General features: G+C 63.8%; 2 protein-coding genes, 1 tRNA gene and 1 pseudogene. 1 reads left to right on the forward strand and 3 read right to left on the reverse strand.

All coding sequences use genetic code 11. The features are described from left to right. The coding region (locus AC1DRP_RS36380; protein ID WP_476771114.1) for a hypothetical protein at window positions 1-284 on the forward strand (284 nt) is incomplete at its 5' end. Between the two features lie 255 nt (window positions 285-539). Here the strand turns inward: AC1DRP_RS36380 and AC1DRP_RS36385 are convergent. The 3 genes and pseudogenes from AC1DRP_RS36385 to AC1DRP_RS36395 form a co-directional block, all read right to left on the reverse strand. Beyond that, window positions 540-615: transfer RNA gene (locus AC1DRP_RS36385), tRNA-Thr, on the reverse strand. A 69-nt stretch (window positions 616-684) separates the two neighbouring features. After that, entirely contained in the window at window positions 685-1,632 is a 948-nt protein-coding gene (locus AC1DRP_RS36390) for a prephenate/arogenate dehydrogenase family protein (protein ID WP_441506063.1), read from the reverse strand. Beyond that, window positions 1,629-1,896: pseudogene (locus tag AC1DRP_RS36395) on the reverse strand (histidinol-phosphate transaminase); the annotation flags it as partial. The pseudogene AC1DRP_RS36395 and the gene AC1DRP_RS36390, both read right to left, overlap by 4 nt.

Below are 1,896 nucleotides of genomic sequence, written 5' to 3' on the forward strand. Positions count from 1 at the left end.
CCGGTAACCCGTACAATCCGGACAGCTTGAACAACCCCTACGGCCGCTACGGCTCGCCTTACAGCAACGAGTCAGCAAAGAACCCTTACGCAACAAACGCGCCGAAGCTCTATGACCAAGACGGTAACTATCGAGGTCGCCTCAGCGCGAATCCATACGATCCAGACAGCACGAGCAATCCTTACGGACGATACGGCAGCCCGTATTCGTCTGACAGCATCAACAACCCCTACGGGGCAGGAAATCCGTATGGCCGACCGCTAACCGTTGTGCCCCAGAACTGACTACTTGACTTATTKGCCGCAGAGAATTGGTTCGAGCCTAGGAGCCGTGGGCGCTTGGTCTCGAGCGGCGGCCTGCACTGTGAACTGATGGGGTGGATGCCCCCCTCCGGCCGGCACCGTAAGGTGCCCGCGAGCGCCATGAAGGCGCGTTGGAAGGAGGAGCCGTGGCGATCGATCTCGCCAAGCGAAACTTCCAAGTCTGCGCGACTTCAGGCCGGAATTATCTAGGAAAATCGACAACCTCAAGGGGTTGGATGGTGCCGCAAGAGGGATTCGAACCCCCGACCCCCTCATTACGAATGAGGTGCTCTACCAGCTGAGCTATTGCGGCGACGGGTGGGGCTCTACCAGCCCTGCCCAATCTTGGCAAGACGAACGGAGCAGAACATGCCCCGTCTTCTCACGATTTGCGCAGCTTTTCCGTTTCGGGCTTTTCCTGGCCGAGCGCGACGATGCCACGGCGGATGGCGCGGGTGCGGGTGAAATGCTTGTGCAGGGTCTCGCCATCGCCGAAGCGAATGGCGCGGGTCAGCACCGAAAGGTCTTCGCTGAAGCGCCCCAGCATCTCCAGAACCGCTTCCTTGTTGTGCAGGAAGACGTCGCGCCACATCGTCGGGTCGGATGCCGCGATGCGGGTGAAATCGCGAAAGCCGCCGGCCGAGAACTTGATCACCTCGGACTGGGTCACCGCCTCGAGATCCTCGGCCGTGCCGACGATATTGTAGGCGATCAGGTGCGGCAGATGGCTGGTGACGGCAAGCACGAGATCATGATGCTGCGCACTCATCACCTCGACCAGGGCGCCCATGCCCTCCCAGAAATGCCGGGTGCGCGAAACCGCGCCGTCATCGCTGCCGTCCGGCGGAGTGAGGATGCACCAGCGATTCAGGAAGAGGCTGGCAAAGCCCGCATCCGGGCCGGAATTCTCTGTGCCCGCAACCGGATGGGCCGGGACGAAATGCACGCCCGCTGGCAGATGCGGCGCGACAGCCTCGACCACCGCGTTCTTGACCGAGCCGACATCCGAGACGATCGCGCCCTGCTTCAGGGCAGACGCGATCTCACCTGCGACCGCACCGCAGGCGCCGACGGGCACGCAGAGAATGACCAGATCGGCATCGGCCACGGCGGCCTGCACGGTCTCCGCCACCTCATGGCCGAGATCGAGCTCGCGGGCGCGGGCCCGCACGCCCTCGTCCCGGTCGCTCAGGACGATGCGCCCGGCCAGATTGAGATCCTTGGCCGCATGGGCGATCGACGAGCCGATCAGCCCGATGCCGATGATCGCGAGGCAGCCGAAGATCGGCTCCTCACGCCGCGGAGCAAAGCTCTCGGTCGTCGCCGTCATTGCTTGCCGGCCAGGAAGTCGCCAAGCGCCGCAACGACGAGGCGGTTCGCCTCCTCGGAGCCGATTGTCATGCGCAGCGCGTCCGGCAGGCCATAGGCCCCGACGCTGCGCAGGATCAGCCCACGCTGGCTCAGGAAGGCGTCAGCCTCCTTCGCCGTCTTGCCGGAGGTTTTTGGGAAATGGATCAGGATGAAGTTGCCGACCGACGGCGTGACGGTCAGGCCGAGCCTTTCCACCTCGGCCGTCGTCCAGGCGAGCCAGGTC

Source organism: Allobosea sp. 01N443, assembly GCF_056399325.1.

Excerpts from the sequence above, each read along its gene's own strand:
- AC1DRP_RS36390 (WP_441506063.1), bottom strand. The coding sequence starts at position 1,632 with ATGACGGCGACGACCGAGAGCTTTGCTCCGCGGCGTGAGGAGCCGATC.